General features: G+C 68.0%; 13 protein-coding genes and 1 pseudogene. 6 read left to right on the forward strand and 8 right to left on the reverse strand.

The features are described 5' to 3' along the window. The first annotated feature begins 60 nt into the window (after positions 1-60). The 4 genes from WJ35_RS28250 (at position 61) to WJ35_RS28265 (ending at position 4661) form a co-directional block, all read left to right on the forward strand. Entirely contained in the window at positions 61-1953 is a 1893-nt protein-coding gene (locus WJ35_RS28250; protein WP_060236123.1) for a sensor histidine kinase, read from the forward strand. Continuing rightward, positions 1943-3307 carry a sigma-54-dependent transcriptional regulator gene (locus tag WJ35_RS28255; protein WP_069240511.1) on the forward strand — a complete coding sequence of 455 codons (1365 nt, stop codon included), beginning with the start codon at positions 1943-1945 and terminating at the stop codon, positions 3305-3307. The genes WJ35_RS28250 and WJ35_RS28255 overlap by 11 nt, the downstream gene beginning before the upstream one ends. 16 nt (positions 3308-3323) lie before the next feature. Next, positions 3324-3545, forward strand: coding sequence for a DUF3579 domain-containing protein (locus WJ35_RS28260; RefSeq protein ID WP_011880922.1), 222 nt, complete (start codon positions 3324-3326; stop codon positions 3543-3545). 264 nt (positions 3546-3809) lie between these two features. Continuing rightward, positions 3810-4661 carry an alpha/beta fold hydrolase gene (locus WJ35_RS28265; protein WP_069240512.1) on the forward strand — a complete coding sequence of 284 codons (852 nt, stop codon included), beginning with the start codon at positions 3810-3812 and terminating at the stop codon, positions 4659-4661. 792 nt (positions 4662-5453) lie between these two features. Here WJ35_RS28265 and WJ35_RS28270 read toward each other — a convergent pair. From WJ35_RS28270 to WJ35_RS28290, 5 genes are all read right to left on the reverse strand, one after another. After that, positions 5454-5795, reverse strand: a complete 342-nt coding sequence (locus tag WJ35_RS28270) for an aegerolysin family protein (protein WP_224020109.1) — start codon at positions 5793-5795, stop codon at positions 5454-5456. A gap of 471 nt (positions 5796-6266) precedes the next feature. Beyond that, the gene (gene opcM, locus WJ35_RS28275) at positions 6267-7802 is read right to left on the reverse strand and encodes a multidrug efflux transporter outer membrane subunit OpcM (protein WP_069240666.1); all 1536 of its coding nucleotides are present in this window, start codon (positions 7800-7802) and stop codon (positions 6267-6269) included. A gap of 10 nt (positions 7803-7812) precedes the next feature. Further along, positions 7813-11013, reverse strand: a complete 3201-nt coding sequence (ceoB, locus tag WJ35_RS28280) for a multidrug efflux RND transporter permease subunit CeoB (protein ID WP_069240513.1) — start codon at positions 11011-11013, stop codon at positions 7813-7815. After that, on the reverse strand, positions 11010-12287 hold the full coding sequence (locus tag WJ35_RS28285; RefSeq protein WP_335645773.1) for an efflux RND transporter periplasmic adaptor subunit: 1278 nt from the start codon (positions 12285-12287) through the stop codon (positions 11010-11012). The genes ceoB and WJ35_RS28285 overlap by 4 nt, the downstream gene beginning before the upstream one ends. Before the next feature lie 40 nt (positions 12288-12327). After that, entirely contained in the window at positions 12328-13191 is an 864-nt protein-coding gene (locus WJ35_RS28290) for an alpha/beta hydrolase (RefSeq protein ID WP_045564044.1), read from the reverse strand. Positions 13192-13385: 194 nt separating this feature from the next. On the opposite strand from WJ35_RS28290, the pseudogene ceoR reads away from it, so the two are divergent. Beyond that, a pseudogene (gene ceoR, locus WJ35_RS28295) lies at positions 13386-14370 on the forward strand (putative multidrug efflux transcriptional regulator CeoR). 476 nt (positions 14371-14846) lie between these two features. Beyond that, positions 14847-15140 carry a DUF4148 domain-containing protein gene (locus WJ35_RS28300; protein ID WP_069240514.1) on the forward strand — a complete coding sequence of 98 codons (294 nt, stop codon included), beginning with the start codon at positions 14847-14849 and terminating at the stop codon, positions 15138-15140. A gap of 206 nt (positions 15141-15346) precedes the next feature. On the opposite strand, the gene WJ35_RS28305 is transcribed toward WJ35_RS28300, so the two are convergent. The 3 genes from WJ35_RS28305 to selD all read right to left on the reverse strand — a co-directional run bounded on the left by WJ35_RS28305 (position 15347) and on the right by selD (position 18470). Then, a complete protein-coding gene (locus WJ35_RS28305) occupies positions 15347-16444 on the reverse strand; it encodes a purine-nucleoside phosphorylase (RefSeq protein ID WP_069240515.1) in 1098 nt (365 codons plus the stop codon). A 314-nt stretch (positions 16445-16758) separates the two neighbouring features. Then, positions 16759-17349 carry a LysE family translocator gene (locus WJ35_RS28310; protein ID WP_069240516.1) on the reverse strand — a complete coding sequence of 197 codons (591 nt, stop codon included), beginning with the start codon at positions 17347-17349 and terminating at the stop codon, positions 16759-16761. A 56-nt stretch (positions 17350-17405) separates the two neighbouring features. Continuing rightward, positions 17406-18470, reverse strand: coding sequence for a selenide, water dikinase SelD (selD, locus tag WJ35_RS28315; RefSeq protein ID WP_069240667.1), 1065 nt, complete (start codon positions 18468-18470; stop codon positions 17406-17408). Positions 18471-18498: the final 28 nt, after the last annotated feature.

Consider the following 18498-nt stretch of genomic DNA (forward strand, 5'->3'; position numbering starts at 1 on the left):
GCCGCCGGTTCGCCCGGCGCGCGGCGCGCGCGCATCCAGTAGCGCCGGCGGCGGGCATCGATGAGGGCGAACGTGCAGACGAGTTTCAAGGGAATCGCGTGGTGGGGTTGGGCGGCGGCGGTCGCGCTGTATGTCGGCGTGACGGCCGCCGCGGTCGAGTTCGCGTGGGATCGCGCGATCGACGGGCTCGAGGAGGTCGGCGCGCACCGGCTCGACCTGTACGCGGCGAGCCTGAAGAGCGAACTCGGCCGCTTCGAGCTGCTGCCCGCGCTCGTCGCGCGGCAGGACGGCGTGCGCGCGCTGCTGAAAGCGCCGCCGGATGAATCTCCCGACCTGCTGCACACGGTCAACACCTATCTCGAAGCGGTGAACCGCGACGCGGGCAGCGGCGCGGTCGACGTGATCGACCTGCAAGGCTCGGTGATCGCCGCGAGCAACTGGAACCAGCCGGTCAGCTTCGTCGGCACCAACGTGTCGTACCGGCCTTACTTCAAGGATGCGCTCGCGCACGGCAGCGGCCGCTTCTTCGGCATCGGCACCAACACCGGCATTCCCGGGCTGTATTTCGCGAGCGCGGTCCGCGACGACGGCCGGACGCTCGGCGCGGCAGCCGTCAAGGTCAGCGTCGACGCGCTCGAATTCGCGTGGCGCGCGCCCGGCGTCGCGGCGATGGTGGTCGACGGCAACGGCGTGATCGTCATCTCGACCGAACCCGAATGGAAGTTCGCCGCGCTGCGGCCGATCACCGCGCAGCAGCAGCGCGACATCCAGGCGTCGCGCCAGTACGCGGGCCGCACGGTCGAGGCGCTGCCGTACCGGCGCGCCGGCGGCTGGAACGCCGCCGCGTGGCTCGGCGAGTTTCCCGACCTGCATCGCCCGGGACGCACCGCGCGCTATCTGGTGATGTCGCGGCCCGCGCCGCAGGCCGGCGATTCGCTGATGGTGCTGCTCGACGTCGCCGGCGCGCGGCGCCAGCAGCAGATGGCGTTCGCGTTCGTGACGGGCGCGTTCCTGATCGCCGCGCTCTATGCCGCGTATGCGATCCAGCGCCGCCGCACGATCGCCGCGCGGCTCAATGCGCAGGACGCGCTGCGCCGCGCGAACGACCGGCTCGAATTGACCGTCGCCCAGCGCACGGCCGCGCTGACGGCCGCGAACGAGCGGATGCAGCAGGAGATCGTCGAGCGCGAGCGCACCGAGCAGCGCCTGCGCGATTCGCAGCAGGAGGTCGTGCATGCGGGCAAGCTCGCGGTGCTCGGGCAGATGGCCGCGGGCCTCACACACGAGCTGAACCAGCCGCTCGTCGCGATCCGCACGCTGTGCGACAACGCGCGCACCTTCTTCGAACGCAACCAGCCGGCGCAGGCGCTCGCCAATCTCGAACGCATCGGCCGCCTCGTCGACAGCATGGCGGTGCTGACCGGCGAGCTGAAGACGTTCGCGCGCAAGCCGGACATCGAGCGCGTCGCGGTGTCGCTCGGCGAAGCGGTCGCGCATGCGCGGCTCATCTACGATGCGCGGATTCGCGACGAAGGCGTGACGCTCGACGTGCGGATTCCGCCCGGCACGACCGTGTACGCGGAATCGAGCCAGCTCCAGCAGGTGATCGTGAACCTGCTCGGCAACGCGCTCGACGCGGTGCGCGACGCCGCCGCGCGCACGATCGTCATCGAAGCCGGCGAACCCGATCCGCAAGGCCGCGTGCGCTTCACGATCGCCGACAGCGGCGCGGGCATCGCGCCGGACGTGCTCCCGCACCTGTTCGAGCCGTTCGTGACGACCAAGCCGCGCGGGCAGGGCCTCGGGCTCGGCCTCGCGATCACGTCGCGCATCGTCGAAGGGTTCGGCGCGAAGATCACGGCCGCCAACCGTCACGACGGCGACGAGGGCGGCGCGGAGTTCAGTATCGATTTCGCAGCGGCCACGCTGCAAAGGACAGAGCATGGAAGATGAGATTCGGGTGCTGGTCGTCGAGGACGATGAGAACGTCCGGATCGGCGTCGAGCAGGCAGTCGCGCTCGCCGGGTTTCCGGTCGACGCGTTCGCGTCGGCGGCCGACGCGCTCGCGCAGGTGGCACCCGGCGCGCCGGTCGTGATCGTGTCGGACGTGCGCATGCCGGGCATCGACGGGTTACAGCTGCTCGACCGCGTGATGGCGATCGATGCGCAGATCCCGGTCGTGCTGATCAGCGGCCACGCGGACATCTCGACGGCCGTCGGCGCGATGCAGGTTGGCGCTTACGACTTCATCGAGAAGCCGTTCTCGTCCGACGTGATCGCCGGGCGCGTCGCGCGCGCGGTCGAGAAGCGGCGCCTCACGCTCGAGGTGCAGGGCCTGCGCGCGGCGCTGCACAACTGGCAGGGCATCGAGGCGCTCGTGCTCGGCAAGTCGCCGGCGATGGCGGATGTCCGCAAGAAGATCCTGCGGCTCGCCGATACGTCGGTGTCGGTGCTGATCACCGGCGAGACCGGCACCGGCAAGGAGCTGATCGCGCGCAGCCTGCACGATTTCGGCGGGCGGCGCGACGCGCATTTCGTTGCGCTGAACTGCGGCGGCCTGCCGGAACAGGTGTTCGAGAGCGAGCTGTTCGGCCACGAGGCCGGCGCGTTCACGGGCGCGATCAAGAAGCGCATCGGCAAGATCGAGTGGGCGCACGGCGGCACGCTGTTCCTCGACGAGATCGAGACGATGCCGGTCGCGCTGCAGATCAAGATGCTGCGCGTGCTGCAGGAGCGCGTGGTCGAACGGCTCGGCGCGAACGAGCTGATTCCGGTCGATTGCCGCGTGGTCGCCGCGTCGAAGGCCGACCTCGCCGAGCTCGCGGCCGACGGGCGCTTCCGCGCGGACCTGCTGTACCGGCTGAACGTCGCGCAGATCGAGCTGCCGCCTTTGCGCGAGCGCCGCGAAGACGTGCCGCTCTTGTTCGAGCACTTCGTGCTCGCGGCCGCGCGCCGCTTCGGGCAGCCCGCGCCCGTCGTGAGCGCCGCGCAGGTGTCCGAACTGATGACGCACCAGTGGCCTGGCAACGTGCGCGAGCTGCAGAACGTCGCCGACCGCTTCGTGCTCGGGCTGACCGGCGACAGCCTGCTGTCGGCGTCCGGCGGCGCGCCCGCGAAGGGCGGCACGCTCGCGGAGCAGCTCGCGTATTTCGAGCGCATGCTGATCGAGGACATGCTGCGCCGGCACCACGGCAACGTCGCGGACGCCAGCGATGCGCTCGGGATGCCGAAGAAGACGCTTTATCACAAGCTGCGCCACCTGCGGATTCCCGCGCGCGGCGATGCGGCCGCCGACGGCGGGGAATGAGGCCGCGTATGCGGGCATGGATCGCGGCCGGATCGGCGGCGATCTGACGCGCGGTGTCACGCGCGACTGGTCCGAGTGGCTCGCGATGCCGGTGGTCGACGGCCGCGTCAAATGCCTGTTCGTCGCGGACGCGTTGCGCGTCATGTGCGCCGATGCATTCGACTTCGCGATGCCATTCGCTGCGGACAACGATCTACCTGGCGAGCTTCGGACCTTGGCCGCGCCCGCGGCGCGATAACGCGCGAACGACGTCGCGCGACCTTCATTTTGCGCAGCACGCGGTCGCGTCCGATGCGCGCCCGCGCGGCCGCACACGCTGGCTTTCAGCGCGGAATCAAACCGTCAGACGATTGAAGGCTGAAGTGCGTACCACGCTGCGACAAGGGTTTTCGGCGTTGTCATCAATAAAATTGATCGATGCGATGAAAATTATGCGTTTTGCTTAAACGCCGCGGTCGGGCATAGTTGCGACGTGATGACGCACCTGTGAGTTTTTTCAGTCATGAACATGCGAATCGAGCCTTCGGTGCTCGCGAACCCCGACCTGCAATTTGCGACGCTGTCGTCAGGCATCAGCCTGCCGTATGTCGAGCAGGGCACGGGCGCGCCGATGGTGTTCGTTCATGGGTCGCTTTGCGACTATCGCTACTGGGACCCGCAGCTCGCTGCGCTGTCGGCGCACTATCGCTGCATCGCGCCGAGTCTCAGCCACTACTGGCCGGCGGTTGAAGCCGGCATCCAGAACGAGTTCAGCTGGCAGAACCACGTCGACGAGCTCGCCGAATTCATCGACGCGCTCGACCTCGGCCCGGTGCATCTCGTCGGCCACTCGCGCGGCGGCAGCGTCGCGTTCAACGTCGCGCGCCACCATCCCCACCTCGTCGAGACGCTGACGCTCGCCGATCCGGGCGGCCCGCTGCAGCAGGAAGGCGTGCGCGAGGCAACGCTGCCGCCGGCCGCGATTGCGCTGCGCACGAAGGCCGTGAGCCTGATCGAGAACGGCGACGTCGAAGCGGGGCTCGAAACGTTCGTCGACTCGGTCAGCATCCCCGGCGCGTGGAAGAAGAGCACCGCGAGCTTCCGCACGATGGCAATCGACAACGCGAGCACGCTGCCGAAGCAGTTGCGCGACCCGCTGCCCGCGTATTCGCGCGATGCGGCCGCGGATGTCGCATGCCGCACGCTGCTGATCGACGGTCAGCGCAGCCCGAAGATGTTCCGCCACAACGTCGACACGCTCGCGCAGTGGATCGGCGACGCGCAGCGGCAAACCGTCGCCGGTGCGTCACACGGGATGAATGCGGCGAGTCCCGCGGTGTTCAATCGGTACGTGCACGAGTTCGTCACGGCGTAAGGTGGGTGGGCGGTGTGTGTGCCGCCCGTTGAACGCGCTGTTGCCGAGGCGAACGATGTGCATGTCCGCATGCGATCGCTTCGGATCCCTTTGCGTTGTCGGCGGCAGCCTTTATGCGCGGCGCGCGCCGACGCCGCAAGCACGGCCGCACGGCCGCCGCGAAATCCAATCCAATCACGCTCCTGGTCCTTCCCTGACCGCCACACGCGTCAACGCGCGCGTGTGATCTTGCGCGGACGTTTGGTTAGCGGATGGGATGCGAACGAGGCTGATGGGGAAGATGTTTCACGCGGGAATGAGGCGCGGCGGTGATTGAGTAGGGGCGCGGATGGTTCTGCGCGGGTGCGTCCGTAGCGGCAGGCGTCGCCTTCGCTGCGTGACCGCTGACCTTCATGCACTGCCGGTGCGCGTGGCGGGACGCCACCGCGCCATTGGAAGTCGGCGGGCAGGACTGACCGTTAGTTGCGACGTGCAATGAAGGCCATGCGTGAAAACGTCAGCGGCAACGTCGTCGTCATGGCACCAGCAGTTGGCGGCATTGCGGAGCCGCATGACTCACCTGCCAGGCGGCGATCGAATTTTCCAGTAGCGTTCCCGCGGACGCGGGTTTCCAACGAACGATGGCTGACACGTTCCCGTTGCGAAGCAGCAGCCGTTCGAATGACAGCGCCGGGTATCAGGCGCGCGGCTGGAACCGACCGATCGCCAAGGGCGCGAGATCCGGCCAAGCCCTCAATACGTCCGTCGAGCACTCGCGCCCCATCGAGACGGGCGCGAGCGCCTCACACGGCGTCAGCCCTTCTTGATGTAGAAGTTGACGGTTGCGTTATCCCCGGAGCCACCGTCATAACCAACCTTATAACCCGCGGCACTAACGGTGATCGAGTATCCGTTATTTCCGACATAGGGGTTGTCCCAGTAAAGCCTGACGTTCTCGATACCGCCGCCGTCTGCAAATTGATATTGAAGCTGACCTTCCGTTCCCGTCATAAAACCGTCCGAATCGCTTTCCCATTGGCCAGTTTGGCCATCCGGGATTTTCTCCGGAGGATATGTCACCCATTCCCCGTGCAGCAGGTTGATCGACGCGGGATCCAGGAATAACGTGTTCCCCGAATTGTTTTGCAACTTCACGACAGTGCTTCGCGCAGACATATCGGTCTCCAAAATAAAGTTGATAGCGCATCACGGCGACTTAACGCGATCCCGATGCGCTTCAAACATAGGACACACCCATCCGCTTCGAAAGCTGACAGTTATAGCAGCGCAAATCAACTCAATAGTTCAATAGATTATTTTTTTATTTAAAACACAAACAAGCAGAAATCTAGAATCGCAAGGGTAGAAGCGAGCGTTACCAGAACTGCAACAGTTCAGCTATCCGAACGCTCCAGTCAATGCAGTGGCCGCCTAGTTACGCCATTACGGGCCGACTTGCTCGCGAGCCGCCCATTCAGCTTTTCGAGCCAGCGACATGGCCGATCGCGAGCGACGCCCCGCCAATCCCTCGTCGAACCACAAAAAAAACCGGCACACAGCCCTAAGCCTGCATACCGGGTTTCTTCACTTCAAGACTGGCGAGCGAACCCCACCCGCCACTCCCCTTCACCGCGCCGCCACCTCCGCCTTGCCGGTCGCCGCATCGCCGACCGCCGTCGGCGCCGGTCCCCAGCCGCCGCCCAGCGCACGAATCAGGTTCACGGTCGACACCGCCTGCGTGCCCGTCAGCGCATTCGCCTGCAACTGCGACACGAGCACCGAGCGCTCGCTGTCGATCACGTCGAGATAGCTGACCTCGCCTTCCTGGTACTGCGTGCGCGACAGCTTCGCCGCGCGCCGCGACGCGTTGACGGCCGCATCCTGCGCGCGGATCTGGTCGTCGAGCAGCCGCAAGTCGGCCAGGTTGTCCTCGACCTCGCGGAACGCGACGAGCACCTGCTGCCGGTAGTTCGCGACCTGCTCGTCGTACTGCGCGCGCGCCTGCTGCACGCCCGCCGCGCGCCGTCCGCCGTCGAACAGCGGCAGCGTCAGCGCGGTGCCCGCGAACGGCCCGAGCAGGAACGTGCGGCTCGACCACATGAACAGGCTGCCGAGCGTCGACGCCTCATAGCCGAACGCCCCGGTGATGTCGAGCTTCGGGAAATACGCGGACTTCGCGAGGCCGATGCGCGCGTTCGCCGCCGCCATCGCACGCTCGGCCGCCGAGACGTCGGGCCGCCGCTCGAGCAGCGCCGACGGCAGGCCGGCCGGAATCTTCACGCCGACCGGCACGAGCGGCGTCTCCTTGAACGCGAAGTCCGCGGGCGCCTTGCCGAGCAGGATCGCGAGCGCATGCTCGGACGCCGCGCGACGGCGCGCGACGCCGACCGCATCGGCCTGCGCGGTCGCCAGCTCGTTCTTCGCGCGCGACACGTCGAGCTCGCTGATGTCGCCTTCGTTGAAGCGGCGCTGCACGAGCTTCAGCGCCTGATCGCGCAGCTCGACCGTGCGGCGGTACAGGTCCTGGTCGGAATCGAGCCGGCGCAGCTCGAAGTAGTTCTGCGCGACGTCCGCCTGCAGCGCGAGCTGCACCGAGCGGAACAGCGCCTCGCTCTGCGCCTGGTCCGCGCGCGACGCCTCGACGTTGCGGCCGACGCGGCCGAACAGGTCCGCTTCATACGACACCGTGCCCTGCGCACGCCACAGCGTCGAGGTGGTCGGGCCGCTGCCTTGCGGCAGGGATTGCGACGCCGACGACAGCCCCTGCCGCGTCGGCCCGAAGCCGACGCCGACCTGCGGGAACCACTGCGAGCGCGCCGCGCGGGTCGCCGCGCGCGCTTCCTCGACGCGCGCCGCCGCGGCCTTCAGGTTCTGGTTCGCGGCCAGCGCCTGCGCCTCGAGCGCATCGAGCACCGGATCGCCGAACGCCTTCCACCATTCGCCGCGATGCGCGGCGTCCGACGGCTCGGCGGTCTTCCACGTGCCGGCCTGCTCGCCCGGCGCGAGCGTCGGCGCTTCCTTGAACGCGGCGGGCGTTGCCGCCTCCGGCCGCTCGTAGTCGGGCCCGACCGCGCACGCGGCCAGCAGCGTCGCGAGCAGAGTGCTCGCGGCCGCCAGCTTCGCGACGCGCAGCAGGCCGTTCGTGTTGTGCATGTTGTCCATCTTGTTGTCCTCAAGCATCCGAAGCCGGTACGCCGTGGGCCGGCCCGCCGTAGCCGGCCGAGTCCTTGCCGGCGACGTGGATCTTGCCACCCGCGAGCGTGCGCAGCACGACGTAGAACACCGGCGTCAGCATCAGGCCGAACAGCGTCACGCCCAGCATCCCGAAGAACACCGCGACGCCCATCGCGTGGCGCATCTCCGCGCCCGCGCCGGTCGACGTGACGAGCGGCACGACGCCCATGATGAACGCGATCGACGTCATCAGGATCGGCCGCAGCCGCAGCCGGCTCGCCTCGATCGCCGCCTCGAGCGGCGTCCTGCCGTCGTGCTCCAGCTCGCGCGCGAACTCGACGATCAGGATCGCGTTCTTCGCCGACAGCCCGACCAGCACCATCAGGCCGATCTGCGTGAAGATGTTGTTGTCCCCCTGCGTGAGCCACACCCCCGTCAAGGCCGACAGGATGCTCATCGGCACGATCAGGATCACCGCGAGCGGCAGCGTCAGGCTTTCATACAGCGCGGCGAGCACGAGGAACACGAGCAGCACGCTGATCGGGAACACCCAGATCGCCGAATCGCCCGCGAGGATCTGCTGGTACGTGAGGTCGGTCCACTCGAAGCGCACGCCGCGCGGCAGCGTCTCGTGCGCGATCCGCTCGATCGCCGCCTGCGCCTGCCCCGACGAGAAGCCCGGCGCCGGGCCGCCGTTGATGTCGGCCGCCGTGTAGCCGTTGTAGCGCACCACCATCTCGGGGCCGAACGTCGGCGTCACGTTGACGAGCGACGACAGCGGCACCATCTCGCCCGCGGCGTTGCGCGTCTTCAGCTGCCCGATATCCTCGGCGTAGGCCCGGAACGGCGCATCCGCCTGTACGCGCACCTGGTACACGCGGCCGAAGCGGTTGAAGTCGTTCACGTACAGCGAGCCGAGATAGATCTGCATCGTGTCGAACACGTCGGTGACCGACACGCCGAGCTGCTTCGCCTTCACGCGGTCGAGATCGACGTTCAGTTGCGGCACGTTGATCTGGTAGCTCGTGAACAGCGGCCCCAGCTCCGGCGCCTGCTGCGCGCGCTTGATGAAGTCGCTGGTCGCATCGGCGAGCTTCGCGTAGCCGACCGCGCCGCGATCCTCGATCTGCAGCTTGAAGCCGCCGAGCGTGCCGAGGCCGAGCACCGGCGGCGGCGGGAACACCGCGACGAACGAATCCTTGATCGCGCCGTACTGCTGGTTCAGCGCGCCCGCGATCGCACCCGCCGACAGCGCCTTGCCGTGCCGCTCCGAGAACGGCTTCAGCGTGACGAACACGATGCCCGCGCTGGAGCTGTTGGTGAAGCCGTTCACCGACAGGCCCGGGAACGCGACCGCGCTCTCGACGCCCGGCTGCTTCAGCGCGATCGAGCCCATGTCGCGGATCACCTTCTCGGTGCGGTCGAGCGACGCGCCGTTCGGCAGCTGCGCGAACGCGATCAGGTATTCCTTGTCCTGCGCGGGCACGAAGCCGCCCGGCACGATCTTCGACACCATCACGGTCGCGCCGACCAGCGCCACGTACACGCCGAGCATCACCGCCTTTCTCGACAGCACGCCGCGCACCCCGCGCCCGTAGTTCTCCGCGCCGCGATGGAACACCTTGTTGAAGCGCTTGAAGAAGCCGCCGAGCACGCGGTTCATCACGCGCGTCAGCCAGTCTTCCTTGTCGCCGTGGCCCTTCAGCAGGATCGCGGACAGCGCCGGCGACAGCGTCAGCGAGTTGAACGCCGAGATCACCGTCGAGATCGCGATCGTCATCGCGAACTGCTTGTAGAACTGGCCGGTCAGGCCCGACATGAACGCGAGCGGCACGAACACGGCGACCAGCGTCAGCGCGATCGCGATGATCGGCCCGCTCACCTCCTGCATCGCCTTGTAGGTCGCCTGCCGCGCGCTCATCCCGCTCTCGATGTTGCGCTCGACGTTCTCGACGACGACGATCGCGTCGTCGACGACGATCCCGATCGCGAGCACCATCCCGAACAGCGACAATGCATTGATCGAATACCCGAAGCCGAGCAGCAGCGAGAACGTGCCGACGATCGACACCGGCACCGCGATCAGCGGAATGATCGACGCGCGCCAGGTCTGCAGGAACACGATCACGACGATCACGACCAGCGCGATCGCCTCGAGCAGCGTGTGCACGACGGCCTTGATCGACGAACGCACGAACTGCGTCGGGTCATAGACGATCTTGTAGTCGACGCCCGCCGGCATGTCCTGCTTCAGCTCGGCCATCGTCTTGCGCACTTCGTCCGAGATCTGCAGCGAGTTCGCGCCCGGCGACTGGTTGATCGCCATCGCGACGGCCGGCTTGTTGTCGAGCAGCGAGCGCAGCCCGTACTCGGACGCGTCGAGCTCGATGCGCGCGATGTCGCGCAGGTGCGTGACGCCGCCGTCCGGCGTCGTCTTCACGACGATGTCGCCGAACTCCTCCTCCGTCTGCAGGCGGCCGCGCGCGTTCACCGACAGCTGCAGCGGCGTGCCCGGCAGCGACGGCGACGCACCGATCACGCCGGCCGCGACCTGCACGTTCTGCTCGCGGATCGCCTGCACGACGTCCTCCGCGGCGAGGCCGCGCTGCGCGACCTTCTGCGGGTCGAGCCACACGCGCATCGCGTAGTCGCCCGAGCCCCACAGCTGCACCTGGCCGACGCCCTGGATCCGCGACAGGCGGTCCTTCACGTTGATCAGCGCGTAGTTGCGCAGGTAGGTCATGTCGTAGCGGTTGTCCGGCGAGATCAGGTGCACGACCATCGTCAGCGTCGGCGAGCTCTTCACCGTCGTGATGCCGAGCCGCTGCACGTCCTCCGGCAGGCGCGGCAGCGCCTGGTTCACGCGGTTCTGCACGAGCTGCGTGGCCTTGTCCGGATCGGTGCCGAGCTTGAACGTGACGGTGATGGTCATGTTGCCGTCGCTGTTCGCCTGCGACTGCATGTACAGCATGTCCTCGACGCCGTTGATCTGCTCCTCGAGCGGCGACGCGACCGTCTCGGCGATCACCTTCGGGTTCGCGCCCGGATACTGCGCCTTGACGATGACCGACGGCGGCACGACTTCCGGGTATTCCGAAATCGGCAGCAGGAACATCGCGATCACCCCGGCAAGCAGGATGACCACCGATAGGACTCCTGCAAAGATCGGCCGGTCGATAAAGAATTTGGATATGTTCATGGCTGGCTCTGTCTGGTTCGACGCGAATGCGCGGCGGGTGCGCCCCTTACGAATTCGCCTTGGCCGGCGCGGCGGGCTTCGCGTTGTCGGCGAGCGGCGCGGACGGCGCCGATGGCGGGCGCATCGCCGCCCGTCATCGGCACCATGTGCGGCTTGACCTGCTCGCCCGGCCGCACGCGCTGCGTGCCGTTCACGATCACGCGGTCGCCGGCGGCGATGCCGCTGACGATCACGCGCCGGTTGCCGTGCTGCATCCCCGGCTGCACTTCGCGGTACGACACGCGGCCCTGCTGGTCGACGACGAACACGAACTTCTTGTCCTGGTCGGTGTTGATCGCCGCGTCGTCGACGAGCAGCGCCTGGTGCGGCGCGCTGCCGCCGACCTTCACGCGCGCGTAGAGGCCCGGGACGAGCGAGCCGTCCGCGTTGTCGAAGCGCGCGCGCACGCGGATCGTGCCGGACGACGTGTCGAGCCGGTTGTCGACCGAGTCGATCACGCCGCTCCTCGAATAGCCGGCTTCGTTCGCGAGGCCGAGCTCGACCGGCACCTTGCGGCCGTCGCGCGCGCCGCCGATGTATTGCAGGTAGGTCTGCTCGTCCGCGTCGAACGACGCGTAGATCGGCGACACCGACACGAGCGTCGTCAGCGGCGCGGCCGACGCGCCCGCCGACACGACGTTGCCGAGCGTGATCTCCGCGCGCGACACGCGGCCCGCCACCGGCGCGGTGATCCGCGTATAGCCGAGGTTGATGCGCGCGGTCTCGAGCGCGGCCTCGGCGGCCTTCAGGTTCGCGCTCGCCTCGCGCGCCGCGTTCTGCTTCTCGTCGTAGTCGCGCTTCGCGATCGCGTTGTCGCCGATCAGCCGCTGCGCGCGCTGCCAGTCGCTCTGCGCGTAGCCGTTGCGCGCCTGCGCGGCCGCGAGCTGCGCGCCCGCGCGGTCGACTTCGGCCTGATACGGGCGCGGATCGATCACGAACAGCACGTCGCCTTTCTTCACGAGCGCACCGTCCTTGAAATTGACCGAGACGATCGTGCCCGGCACCTGCGGGCGCACGTCGACCTTCTCGACGGCTTCGAGGCGGCCCGAATAGGCCTGCCAGTCCGTCACGGTCTGCGGCACGACGGTCGCGACGTCGACTTCCGGCAGCGGCGCCGCCGGCTTCTCCGGCGCGCTTGCGCCGACGCGCATCGCGCCGAACGTGCCCAGGCCGACGACGGCGAGCGTCGCGACCGCGGCTGCGATCCGGGAACGAGGGGTGCGTAGGATGGCCATGTAGATCTCCAGTGAACGTGGATTGGATTGGTTATTCGATTCAATTCGCGGTTCGGTTCGGCTGCCGCGCCTGGAAGCGGCACTGGAAGAAGCGCACGGCTTCCTCGAAGGCGAGCTCGTGCGTCGCGAGCGCCGCGTGCGTGATATCCGGATAGCGGATCACCTGCGTGAGCACGCCGGATTCGATCAGGCAGCCCGCATACTTTTCCGCCTCGACGTGCAGCACGTCGTTCTGCGCGGTGACGATCAGCGTCGGCGGCAGGCCCGCGAGGCGCACCGACTCGAGCGGCGCCGCGTACGGGTGCATCCGCTGCGCCGCCTGCGGCAGGTACGCGCGATAGCACGCCGCGCATTCGCGCGCGGTGATGTCGGACGCGAGGCGCTCGGCGTCGCCGATGCGCGTCATGCTCGGGTCGAGCATCGGGCCGAACAGCGCCTGCGCGGCGATCGGCACCTCGCCGCGGTCGCGCGCGATGAACGCGAGGCAGTTCGCGAGCTGGCCGCCCGCGTCGTGGCCGGCGACGCCGATCTTCTTCGGATTGCCGCCGAACGCGCGGGCGCGGGTCGCGGCCCAGATCGCCGCGCGATACGCGTCCTCCGGCGCGGCCGGAAACGGATGGGCCGGCGCGAGCGAATAATCGACGGAGACGACGAGCGCCGGTAAGCGTTCTGCTAAAAAGCGCGCGGCGAAATCGGCGTCGTCGAGCGTGCCGCGCACGAACCCGCCGCCGTGGAAATAAAGCACTACCGGCAGTCCGGTCTTGTCCGGGCGACGGTACAAGCGCAGCGCGATGTCCTGCGCGTAGCCGGGAATTTCGACCTCGGTGACCGTCAGAGCCGCGCCGGCGCAGGGTTCCACCGGCAGCGCGGCTTTCAGGAATTTGCTGAATTCAGAGGCGTCCATGAGGAAACGGCATCCATTTCAAGATGGAACGCATTCTGGGTCCGGCAGACATCCGGATAAATGCCTATAATCCGGCAACACAATTCAACGACTCCGAACAATCACGGGCTGCGTTTGCTTTTTGCTTTCGAGGCAACGCAGCCTCTTTGTTCGGCCCGTCAAATGCGGAGGTTGCAATGGACCGGCTTCAGGCCATGCAGGTGTTTACACGCGTCGTCGACACGAGCAGCTTCACCAAGGCGGCGGAGACGCTCGGCCTGCCGCGGGCGTCCGTCACGACCATCATCCAGAATCTGGAGGCCTTCCTCGGCGTGCGGCTGATGCATCGCACCACCCGCCGGCTGTCGCTGACGCCCGACGGCGCCGCGTACTACGAACGCTGCGTGCGGATTCTCGCGGACGTCGAGGAAACCGAGGCGAGCTTCCAGAACAACAATCGCAAGCCGCACGGAAAGTTGCGTATCGACATGCCGGGCTCGATCGGGCGGCTGCTCGTGATTCCTTCGCTGTGTGAATTCCATTCGCGCTATCCGGACATCGACCTGCAGCTCGGCCTGTCGGACCGCCCGGTCGACCTGCTGCAGGAAGGCGTCGACTGCGTGATCCGGGTCGGCGCGCTGCAGGACTCGTCGCTCGTCGCGCGCCGCATCGGCCTGTTCGAATGCACGTCGGTCGCGTCGCCCGCCTATCTCGAGAAGTACGGCGAGCCAGTCGATCGAGGACCTGAGCCAGCACAAGGCCGTCAACTACTTCTCGAGCCGCACGGGCCGCGTGATCGACTGGACGTTCCTGATCGACGGCAAGGAAGTCGAGATCAAGATGGACAGCGTCGTGTCGGTGAACGACGCGGACGCCTACGTGACGTGCGGGCTGGAAGGCTTCGGGCTGGTGCAGCCGCCGCTGTTCATGGTGCTGCCGCACCTGCGCGAGGGCCGGCTCAAGGAAGTCCTGCCCGGCATCAAGCCGCTGCCGATGCCGATCTCGGTCGTCTATCCGCACAGCCGCCACCTGTCGCCGAAGGTGCGCGTGTTCGTCGACTGGATCGCCGAGGTGTTCGACCGCTGCCCGCTCCTGAGCGGCAAGGGCAGCCTCGACGCGACGTGCAGCAAGCGCACGTTCGAGGAAGCGGAGCGCGCGCCGGCGCTCGATACGCCGGTGCTCAACGAGTGGGTCGCGTAGCCGCTTAGTCGCTTAGTCTGACGAGCGGCGCGCGGGCCGCGCGCTCGCGCGTCTCCGCGCTTTCTTCATACCTCGATCGGTCGGCCTTCCAGCACGTTCTCCTTCCGCGGATGCGTCGTGCTCCTGCAGACGTCGCAGCGGCGCGCACATCGCGTCTTTCCGGAATCCGCATCACACCTTTGCATCGCGCGCGGCAATCGCCGCGTCGCGCCGACACGCCGTCGCGAAGTCGGGCCGCGTCGCCGCGAGCCGCGCCACAGGCGGCTGTGCGCGATTCCGGCAGCACCGTGCGGCCGTGACGGATCGCGATTGTTCCAGCATCGCGACAATTCAATTCGCATCAGCTGCATTTATCGCGCCGGGACACACACCTAGAGTTAACCCTGTCGCGCACATCGTTGCGCATCCAACATCCCGTTCGACGGGACCGGAGCGAGCGCTCTTGCGCCAACTCCGACCAACACAGGAGTTACGTCATGAACCGCCGCCATCTTCTCTCCGCCATCGCACTCGCACTCGTCGTGTCCGCACCGGCCTTCGCCGATACCAATGCGCCGCAAGCCGCCAACTACGCCGGCGCGTCGTACACGCAGCCGAGCAACGGCCCGCGCACGCGCGCCGAAGTCAATGCGGAAGTCGAACAGGCACGCCGCGACGGCACGCTCGCATACCTGCGCAAGGTGAATTCGTATCCGCAAGGTGTCGAGCTCGCGCAAGGCCCGTACCGTCCGACGCCGGAAGGCAACCAGCTCGCAGGCGCGGGCCGGTAAACGCACGACGCCGCGCGACGGATCGTCCGTCGCGCGGCGTCGCGAACCCGACACACGTCAGTCAGTTGCAGGAGTCCGTGATGAACGATCAACTTCCTTCGCCGCTCGATCATTGGGACGACACGACGCCCGTCTGGACGCCGTTTCGTTCGTCGTCGCAACCGCACTGAACGCGTCCGTCACGCGCCGATGCGAGCGCCGGTGCGTCATCGACGCGGCACGCCGTCGCGCCATTCGCCCCAGTGCGACACGATGTCCTGCACGAGCGGATTGCCCGCGCGGTACAGGTTCTCGGTCGCCGGGACGAAGCCGCCCTGGTCCGCGTAGTTCAGCAGGTTGTCGACGCTCGTCTGCCCCGCATACGGGCGGTCGAAATCGGAGCCGGTGCGCAGCACCGCGACGCGCGACAGGTCCACCCGCTTCACGCTCGCCGCGCGCTTCAGCGCCTCGAACGTCGCATTGTCTTCCTGCGCGGTCATGCAGTACGTGCCCTTGCCGTCCGTCAGGATCTTGGTCCATTGCCGCGCGCGCTCGCCGAGCAGCGTGCCCGAGAACCACGTATTGCCCGACGACGTGTCGCAGCGGATCACCGAAGGCGGCTGGTTCGCGGGCGCGTAGCTGAATTTCGCGCGCGCGGCCTGTGCCTGCGTGCTGTCGGCGAGCACGACGTTGCGCGACAGCGCGTAGGCGGCGTCGGCCAGTTGCGGATTGAGCTGGAACACCTCGCTGCGGTAGTCGAGCGGCGGCTTGTCGCTCGGGCTCTTCGTGTTGATGCCGAGATAGCCGGAGTTCCAGCCGGCGGGAATCTCGCGCGCGTCGAGCTCCCACTGCAGGCCGAAATCGACGAGGTACTTCGCCCACGCCGCGGAGCCCACCGTCCCCTGCGCGGGATCGACGCCCGCGATGCCGGAGACGAGGAAATACGTGCGGCGCAGATCGAAGCGCTGCGAAAACGTCAGCGCCATGATCGACGCCGCGGCGTTCGCATAGCCCATGCCGGTCGTCATCACGCATACGTCCTGCTTGTTGCAGTGGACCGCCGGGTAATCGGGCGACAGGCCCGGCACCGTCAGGTCGCGCCACGGGCCGAGGCGGTCGAGCCAGGCCTGGCCTTCCGGCGCGAACATCGTGACGATCATGACCTTGACCGGGCGGCCCTGTGCCGCGGTCTCGGCGAATGCGGCGTTGGCCGTCGTGGCCGCGTTGCCTGCGTCGTCGCGCTGATGGTCCTGCGCGATCGACGGCGCGGTGGCGCAGGCGGCGAGCGAGAAGGCGGCGGCGGAAAGAATGGAGCGAGTCAGCATCGGCGTTCCTTGTTTCGAGTGATGTTGAGTGTGAACGACTCTCGGAGACTGCGCGACGCAGTATAGAACGCGGGTCTGCGATGCGGAACCCGACTACGAAACGGGGGGTTGGGGGGGAGTGGCGCGGGGTGATTGAAGGTGCCGATAACGCTGATTACGCTGATTACGCCGGTTGCCGGTTGCGCGGATCAGCGCGTTCGCGCCGTAATCGCCGCACGCCGCTGCGACCGACACTGAGAATCGCTACGAGGCCGCGTGCCACGGCATGCAGGCATTCCTGAGCGGCCGAGGCTTCGACGACCGTCCCGGCCCCGCTACGCGCGGACGATCCCCGCGACGCCATAAGCAAGCACGACCAGCGCAGCAAGCACGTGGCTCGCCGCGAGCCATCGCGGCGACTTCACGAGGCGGCCGATCGCGCTGCCGCCGAATGCGAACACGAGCTGGCCGGTGAGGCTGCCTGCGAACACGCACGCCGCGCCGAGCAGCCAGTGACGATGTGCGGCGGCGGCAGCCGTCGCGTAGCCGTAGAACAGCAGGATCGTGAGCGGGTTCGCGAGCGTGACGAAGAACATCGACGTGAACGGGCGGCTGCCGGGCGCAGGCGCGTCGCCGTCGAGCGTGCGGCGGCGATCGCGCAGCGCCTGCCACATCATCCGCGCGCCCATCGCGAGCAGCACGAGCGCGCCGGCCAGACGGAACAGCGACAGGTGCGACGCGAGCGTGCTCGCGAGCAGCGCGCCGATCGTGAAGGCGACGACCGCATAGCAGCCGTCGGCCGTCGCGACGCCGGCCGCCGCGCGCACGCCGCTCGCGGTGCCGGCGCGCATCCCGTAGTTCGCGATCATCAGCGCAACGGGGCCGACCGACAGCGCGATCATCAGCCCGAACAGGAAGTCGTTCATCGGGAATCGACGTCTTCGATGGAAAACGCCGATTCTAGCGACAGCAAAAATGCGCGTCAGGCGACGTCGACGCGGGCCGGCCCGTCCGTCATCTCGCCGATCACCGCCGCGCGATCGAAACCGTCCGCGCGGAAGCAGGCGAGCACGTCGTCGACCGCATCGGGCGAGCACGCGACGAGCAGGCCGCCCGACGTCTGCGGATCGGTCAGCAGCGCCTGCGCGACCGGCGGCAGCGCGTCGCCGAGCCGCACGTCCGCGCCGTAGGCCGTCCAGTTGCGGCCCGACGCGCCGGTGAACACGCCGGCCGCCGCGAACGCCTCGACGCCCGCGAGCCACGGCAGCGCCGCGTAGTTCACGCGCGCCGTGAGCCGCGCGCCGCGCGCGAGCTCAAGCGTGTGGCCGAGCAGGCCGAAGCCGGTCACGTCGGTCAGCGCGTGCACGCCCGGCAGCGCGGCCAGCTCGGCGCCCGGCCGGTTCAGCTTGGTCGTGGTCGCGATCATCTGCGCATAGCCGGCGTCGTCGAGCTGGTTCTTCTTCAGCGCGGCGGACAGCACGCCGACGCCGAGCGGCTTGCCGAGCACCAGCACGTCGCCCGCGCGCGCCGCCGCATTGCGCTTCACGCGCGACGGATGCACGACGCCGATCGCGGCCAGCCCGTAGATCGGCTCGACCGAGTCGATCGAATGGCCGCCCGCGACCGGAATCCCTGCGTCCGCGCACACGGACTCGCCGCCGCGCAGCACCGCCGCGATCGTCTCGTGCGGCAGCACGTTGATCGGCATGCCGACCAGCGCGAGCGCGAGCAGCGGCTTGCCGCCCATCGCGTAGACGTCGGACAGCGCGTTGGTCGCCGCGATGCGGCCGAAGTCGAACGGATCGTCGACGATCGGCATGAAGAAATCGGTGGTCGCGACGATCGCCTGCTCGTCGTTCAGGCGATAGACCGCGGCATCGTCGGAGGTTTCGGTGCCGACGAGCAGGTCCGGAAACAGGGCGGGCGGCGTCGCACGCTTCAGCAGCTCGGACAGCACGCCGGGCGCGATCTTGCAGCCGCAGCCGCCTCCATGAGACAGGCTCGTGAGGCGCGGCGCGGCGGGCGGGGTCTGGGTGGCTTCGGTCATCGTCGGCATCGGGTGAATAACAACGTTC

Origin of the sequence: Burkholderia ubonensis, assembly GCF_001718695.1 — a bacterium.
GTDB lineage: Bacteria > Pseudomonadota > Gammaproteobacteria > Burkholderiales > Burkholderiaceae > Burkholderia > Burkholderia ubonensis_B.

Bases quoted from the DNA above. Each gene is read 5' to 3' on its own strand.
- WJ35_RS28255 (WP_069240511.1), top strand. From the start codon at position 1,943: ATGGAAGATGAGATTCGGGTGCTGGTCGTCGAGGACGATGAGAACGTC.
- WJ35_RS28260 (WP_011880922.1), top strand. From the start codon at position 3,324: ATGGATCGCGGCCGGATCGGCGGCGATCTGACGCGCGGTGTCACGCGC.
- ceoB (WP_069240513.1), bottom strand. From the start codon at position 11,013: ATGAACATATCCAAATTCTTTATCGACCGGCCGATCTTTGCAGGAGTC.
- WJ35_RS28250 (WP_060236123.1), top strand. From the start codon at position 61: ATGAGGGCGAACGTGCAGACGAGTTTCAAGGGAATCGCGTGGTGGGGT.
- WJ35_RS28300 (WP_069240514.1), top strand. From the start codon at position 14,847: ATGAACCGCCGCCATCTTCTCTCCGCCATCGCACTCGCACTCGTCGTG.
- opcM (WP_069240666.1), bottom strand. From the start codon at position 7,802: ATGGACAACATGCACAACACGAACGGCCTGCTGCGCGTCGCGAAGCTG.
- WJ35_RS28305 (WP_069240515.1), bottom strand. From the start codon at position 16,444: ATGCTGACTCGCTCCATTCTTTCCGCCGCCGCCTTCTCGCTCGCCGCC.
- WJ35_RS28265 (WP_069240512.1), top strand. From the start codon at position 3,810: ATGAACATGCGAATCGAGCCTTCGGTGCTCGCGAACCCCGACCTGCAA.
- WJ35_RS28290 (WP_045564044.1), bottom strand. From the start codon at position 13,191: ATGGACGCCTCTGAATTCAGCAAATTCCTGAAAGCCGCGCTGCCGGTG.
- WJ35_RS28310 (WP_069240516.1), bottom strand. From the start codon at position 17,349: ATGAACGACTTCCTGTTCGGGCTGATGATCGCGCTGTCGGTCGGCCCC.
- WJ35_RS28285 (WP_335645773.1), bottom strand. From the start codon at position 12,287: ATGGCCATCCTACGCACCCCTCGTTCCCGGATCGCAGCCGCGGTCGCG.
- selD (WP_069240667.1), bottom strand. From the start codon at position 18,470: ATGACCGAAGCCACCCAGACCCCGCCCGCCGCGCCGCGCCTCACGAGC.